This is a genomic window from Arsukibacterium sp. UBA5043, assembly GCA_002415085.1.
Lineage (GTDB): Bacteria > Pseudomonadota > Gammaproteobacteria > Enterobacterales > Alteromonadaceae > Alishewanella.
Genome location: DIBV01000016.1, coordinates 173,408 through 179,632, shown reverse-complemented (window position 1 = coordinate 179,632; position 6,225 = coordinate 173,408). Strand labels below are relative to the sequence as shown.

Here is a 6,225-nt window from a genome sequence, read left to right as displayed (position 1 = left end):
ACGCTCCCGGCGTTTTAGTCGCCATGCGACTCTATAGCTCCGAGATTATTACTGAGTTTATATCGTCATGCTATATCGGAGTGCGTTTTGGCATCCCCCTTTGAGAAAGGGGGATTGAGGAGGAGTTAGTCTTAAGGTTTTACTTACGCTGCAGGTTGCCCTGATTATCGAAATGCCATTCTGGTTTACCTAACAGGTTAAGATAAACTTTGGCTTCCGCTTCGTCGAAAACCTTAAGAAACTGATTATGCTGGTCCAGCAAAAGCAGCGAGCTTTTCGGACTTGCAGCAAACTGCTGTTCGGTCAGGTAGTTTTGCATTCCCATATATCTGGCGGGAATATTACGCCAGCCCAGCTCGACTTTATATATGTAGCGCCCTTTATATTCCGGATGTAAAAAATCACTCTGTTCCAGCGTGCTTAAGCTATTGCGGTCGATAATGCTAACCATTGCCACGGCTTTACTTCGTTCAAGCAATTGCTTAGCTTGTTTAACTTTCAGCTGCTGCGATTGTTTGCGCTGGCTTTCAGGGCTTTGTTTATTTACTTTAACCGGAGAAGCAATTTCAAGTGCAAATAATTCAAGTTCATACTTATCTAAAACCCGCTGATAACTGGCATGGTTAGCACAATCAGTCAGGCCGATATCATCAGGAACCCGCTGCTGAAACTTAGGGTTGGCGGCAACATTGCTGATAAATTGCTCTGGGTTAAGCTGCAGCTGCAGCTGCAACAGGCTATGAAAACGTGTATTGTCTGGCTTTTTGACCATGTATTGCTCTGGGTTAAGCTCAACACAGCGGTGGTAAAATTGCTCCAGCGCTGCGCTGTAAGCATAACTGTTTACTGCATACTGCAAGGTACGCAATTCTGTCTGGCTATAGCCTGCTGTGCTGTTGACAGCAAGGCTAAGTAATAAAGGTGCTATTATCGTCATAGAAGAGTTTAACTATCAGCATTAAATAAAAATCGCGGAACATTAGCACTTTTTTAATCGTTAAAACAGTGTTGCTGGCAAGACCAGTTTCAACTAATCGTAAATAGATTGTCTGATAAGTTTAATACATGCAGCTTTGCCATCCAGGTTAAACCGTTGGCAGATCTGCTGCCAGCTTTGTTTGTGCCATAAGCGGGCTGCTAAAATGCTTGCTGAAGTAAGATCAAGTTGCTGGAAATGCAGATTAAACCAGTTTAACAGTAAGCCAGCGACAAGCTCGTAAGGGCGTTGGCCATGGGCAAATAGCTGCAGCTGTGCAATCTCGTTTTCAGTGATCGCTCGCGCGGGTGGCTGAATTAGCTCGCTAATCACTTTAAAATTCAGATTTGCTGGATATTCCGATATGCAGTGATACAGCTCTTCACCTAACTGCTTGCAAAGCTGTTGAACAATTTCGTCCTTACCAGAAAGAGACTGAAGCATCAGAAGTGAGGGTTCGCTGCTGGCGTTGTCAGCAAAATGACTAAGCCTGACTGGAATATACTTTGCCTGCAGCCAAAACCTTATCAGGCCCTGACTTACCCCAAAGCTGGTACCCAGCCAGTTGATACCCTGTTGCTTTAATTTGTTGGCCAGTTCCGCTAATAATAGACTGCCCAGCCCATGGCGTTGTAGGTTCTGCTCGACGGCGATCCGCATTACCCTGACCAAACGATCAGCGGCAAGTTGCGGTTTTGCCAGATGAAACGCCAGGCTTTGTGCCAGCAAATGTCCCTGAACCCGCCGTTTACCATGATAAATCAGCGTACATAGTTCTGGTTCTAAATCACCTTCATGGCTTAGTAAAGCGCATGCTAATAACCGATTGTGCTGATACAGCGCAATCACACTAAGCTGCGGATTATCAAGTAGTGCAGCCAGGTCCTTTACCTGAGTCTGGTAATGGGCCTGGCTAAGCAGATGAAATACTGCGGCAAGTTGCTCAGGTGCTGCCAGCCAGTCATTGCACTTATATTGACGCAGCTGTACGGGCTGATCTGGTTGATAGCTCGAAGCTGTTACAGGCTGGCGCAACAGAAAGCTTTCAAAAATAAGCTGCTCCAGCGGGTCATGCTGCTGATAGCGCACTGGCTGCGTTAACTGAAGGCGCTTCCAGCCACTTTGTGTTTGTTCAAGATAACGTTGAAAACGCAGTTGGAAGCCGCGGCCTGTTCCTTCATAGCCATGCTCAGTAGTGGCAAAGACAATTCTGCTGTAGTTATCGGCAAGTTGCTTTAATACGGCGGTAGGCAGAGCTGCCGCTTCGTCAATCAGCAGCAAATCAAGTTCTGGTTTTTCCGACAACAAGGTGTCTACTGGTATAAAGCGCAGGCCTGGCGTATCCGCCATCTGGCTCTGATAATGAGTAATTGCCGTAACCACAGCATTTGGGCTGGCGGCAGTGATCACCAGTTGTTTTTTCCCCTGCTGCACCAGTAATGCTGCAGCCAGACCTAGAGCCGCAGATTTACCGCGTCCCCGATCGGCTACTAATACCAGTGGACGTTTACGGTGGCCGGATACAACTTTTAATATAGCGTTTACGGCTAATTGCTGCTCAGCGCTGGCATAAGGTACCTGTACTGATGCAGGGCTGGTGAAGTCAGGCAACGCAAGTGCTTGGGTAACCGTAAGCTGGTTATCACTAAATTGTAATTTAACAATTGGGCAATCTTGCAGACGGGCCAACCAGAACGCAATAAACTGTCCCTGATGTGCAGCTGCATCCAGTGGATAGGGTAGAAGTCTGGCATGAGCAGGGTTAGGCTGCTGCCACCAATTCTGATCAGTTGGCGCCATAATTAGCCACAAGCAACCGGCTTTTAAACAACCTGCACTGGCGGCGATGAGATCAGCATTAAATCCATTGAACGCATTAATGATCAGCATATCGCATTCGCTGCCTAGCAGCTGATAATTATTGCCAGCTTGCAGGGCTATGCTGTTAACCGGCGCCTGGTCGCCCAGCCAATATAGTTTTTCTGGTTTTAACTGCGCCAGCAACGTCGTAACCTGGTTTAGCAGGGGCTCAGCATCGCCCTGCAGCAGCACTGGCAGCCGACAATGCTGAGTGGCTGCTTGCGCCAGTAGCGGCTGCAAATAAGCCGTTAGCGACATTTAGCTAATGGCCTGTAACTTAGCGTAGCCGGTCATCAGCCATTTGCTACCCAGCTGATCAAAATTAACCTGAATGCGTGATTGCGCGCCGACGCCTTCATAATTTAGCACGGTACCTTCACCAAACTTTTCATGTAGTACCCGCTGACCCAGCTGAAAACCGGTATTTTCAAAGGCAACATGACTGGCAGCACTACCAAAACGATTAGTCTGGGTGGGCCGGCTAACCTGGGTGGTTAAGCGAATTTCTTCAAGATATTCAACCGGGATCTCGCGGATAAAGCGGGATGCTTTATGATATTGCTCCTGGCCATATAAACGACGACTCTCGGCGTGACATAAATATAGCTTTTGCATGGCACGAGTCATGCCGACATAACAAAGCCGGCGCTCTTCTTCTAAGCGGGTCGGGTCATCACCGCTTTGCTGGCTGGGGAACATGCCTTCTTCCAGACCACAAATAAACACCAGCGGAAATTCCAGCCCTTTGGCGCTGTGCAGGGTCATTAATTGCACCGCGTCTGAATGCTCTTCAGCCTGATAATCACCTGCTTCCAACGCGGCTTGCGATAAAAAAGCCGCCAGCGGTGTCATATCTTCTACGGTGTTGCTGTTAAAGTTCTGACAGGCCGTTACCAGCTCATTTAAGTTCTCTATCCGGGTCTGGGCTTTCTCGCCTTTCTCGGCCTGATACATCGCATATAAGCCAGATTGTTTAATAATGTGCTCAGCCTGTTCAAACAACGGCAAATCAGTTAGCTCCTGCTCTAACTTATCAACTAGCTGCATAAACTGTTCAATGGCATTGGCGGCGCGGCCACTGAGTTGCTTTTGCTGTAACATCTGCTGCAGCGCCTGCCACAGAGTCTGCTGTTCACTGCGGGCGTGTAGTCGCACCTTATTCATCGTGGTATCGCCAATGCCGCGGGCCGGGGTATTGATAATCCGCTCCATCGCCGCATCATCCTGGCGGTTGCTGATCAAGCGTAAATAAGCCAGCGCATCTTTAATTTCCTGTCGCTCATAAAAGCGTAAACCGCCATAAATACGATAATGCAGGCCTTCCTGAATAAGCGCTTCTTCCAGTACCCGCGACTGGGCATTGTTACGGTATAAAATAGCGCTTTCGGTCAGGCTGCCGCCCTGGTTATGCCAGCTACGAATACGGCTGACTATAAAGCGGGCTTCGTCCAGTTCATTAAAGGCGGTATACAGTGAAATGGTTTCACCGTCACTGCCGTCAGTCCATAAGTCTTTACCCAGCCGGCCACTGTTATTGGCAATCACCGCGTTGGCGGCTTTTAAGATAGTGGCAGTAGAACGGTAGTTCTGTTCTAGACGAATAGTTTCTGCGCCATCAAAGTCGCGCAAAAACTGCTGAATATTCTCAACTCTGGCACCACGCCAGCCGTAAATGGATTGATCATCATCGCCAACGATCATCACTTTAGCCGCGGTACCGGCCAGTAACCTCAGCCAGTTATATTGAATAGCATTGGTGTCCTGAAACTCGTCTACCAGAATATGCCGGAACCGCTGCTGATAATGGCCGCGCACATCAGCATGGTTTTTAAGCAGCTCAAAGCTGCGTAGCAGAATTTCGGCAAAGTCGACTAAGCCTGCGCGGTCACACATTTCCTGATAGGCAGCATAAATTTTAACCATTTGTTGCAGGCTGAAATCACCGCCGGCATCAATCATACCCGGGCGCTGACCATCGTCTTTGCGGCCATTAATAAACCACTGAATTTGTTTGGCTGGCCAGTGCTTTTCATCCAGGTTCAGCGCTTTTAGTACCCGCTTCACCAAACGGTACTGATCATCCGAGTCAATGATCTGAAAGCCCTGCGGCAAACCGGCCTGCTGATAATGCGCCCGCAGCATCCGGTGGGACAAGCCGTGAAAGGTACCCATCCACAGGTTGTTTAAGCTGACACCGATAGTACTTTCAATCCGGCCACGCATTTCCTGCGCCGCTTTATTGGTAAAGGTTACCGCCAGTAAGCTATAGGGTGCGACGGTTTCTACCTGCATTAACCAGGCTAAACGATGCACCAGAACCCGGGTTTTACCACTACCGGCACCGGCTAAAATCAGCATATGCTGCGCAGGCGCAGCCACCGCGTCACGTTGTTTATCGTTTAAGCCATCCAGCAGGTTGGATACATCCATCAGCACATCTCAGTAAACCATTTGCGGCCATTATAACAGCCCTGCGGTAAGCGCCAAGTAAAGCAACAGAATTTTAGTGGATAAATAACCAGTGTCTGGAGTGGTTATTGCCTTTTTGTCCAGATAAATAACTGGTATTTAATTCAGGAACTGGTTATATTTTGCTTAAAAAACAATCATCAGGATAGCCGCATGCCCTATAAATTGATTGTAAGTCTTGTGGGGATGGTTGCTATAGCGGTGGTTTTACTATCGCTGGCGATCGGCGGTGAGGATCAACCGGTAACCGGCACGGCGCATAAGCAGCTAAGCATTGAACTGCTACCTGATATGGCACTTAAGCGGTTTGCCGATGCAGCGCCGGCCAGCTGCCAGGATAGTAATGAGTTACTGGCTATTGAGCATACTTTCGATAGCACCAGACTGGGTCAACTGAATATCGCAATGCAAACATTGCATAACAGAACTGCCGATCCTTTCTGGCAACCGTTGGTTGACTTGTTTAAACCCAAATCGATTTGGCTTAACCCTGCCGATTTCACGGTTGGCTACTCTGAGAATGCAGTCGAGGTTAATCGCCAGGTTAAGCGCATAACCGTGAATTACCCTGAGCGTACTGACAGCACCAGCGTTTATTTAAGTTATGACCTGCGAATTTCAGCTGCGGGCGAGATAGACGTTATTGCCAATAAATTGGCTGAAAGACACAGCCTGACTATTCCGGTTGGGTTAATTAAAAACAAGCCGTTTATTAGCGCAACTAAGCTAGTTAATGGCGGCAGTGTTTCCGATTGTGCTGTAGCAGTACTACCGATTCTGCTACCAGAATTAAGCTGGCAAACCACTGAAATTGCTGGAAAGCCTTATTGCAGGTTGAATGGCCTGCATAATTCTAAACCGGTTATCGATTTTTATATCAACTGTCAGGTTTCATTAGTTTGATTATTTGTTGCTCAACG

General features: G+C 48.0%; 4 protein-coding genes. 1 reads left to right on the top strand and 3 read right to left on the bottom strand.

What is annotated here, in order from left to right; genetic code table 11:
• Positions 1-139 precede the first annotated feature (139 nt).
• From B2Q61_RS13940 to uvrD, 3 genes are all read right to left on the bottom strand, one after another.
• On the bottom strand, positions 140-937 hold the full coding sequence (locus B2Q61_RS13940; protein WP_290618140.1) for a hypothetical protein: 798 nt from the start codon (positions 935-937) through the stop codon (positions 140-142).
• 93 nt (positions 938-1,030) lie between these two features.
• A complete protein-coding gene (locus B2Q61_RS13935; RefSeq protein WP_290618143.1) occupies positions 1,031-3,094 on the bottom strand; it encodes a GNAT family N-acetyltransferase in 2,064 nt (687 codons plus the stop codon).
• Positions 3,095-5,266, bottom strand: a complete 2,172-nt coding sequence (uvrD, locus tag B2Q61_RS13930; protein WP_290618145.1) for a DNA helicase II — start codon at positions 5,264-5,266, stop codon at positions 3,095-3,097. It lies immediately after the preceding gene.
• 192 nt (positions 5,267-5,458) lie between these two features.
• Between uvrD and B2Q61_RS13925 the strand changes: the two genes are divergently transcribed.
• Positions 5,459-6,208 carry a hypothetical protein gene (locus tag B2Q61_RS13925; protein ID WP_290618147.1) on the top strand — a complete coding sequence of 250 codons (750 nt, stop codon included), beginning with the start codon at positions 5,459-5,461 and terminating at the stop codon, positions 6,206-6,208.
• The last annotated feature ends 17 nt before the right edge of the window (positions 6,209-6,225 follow it).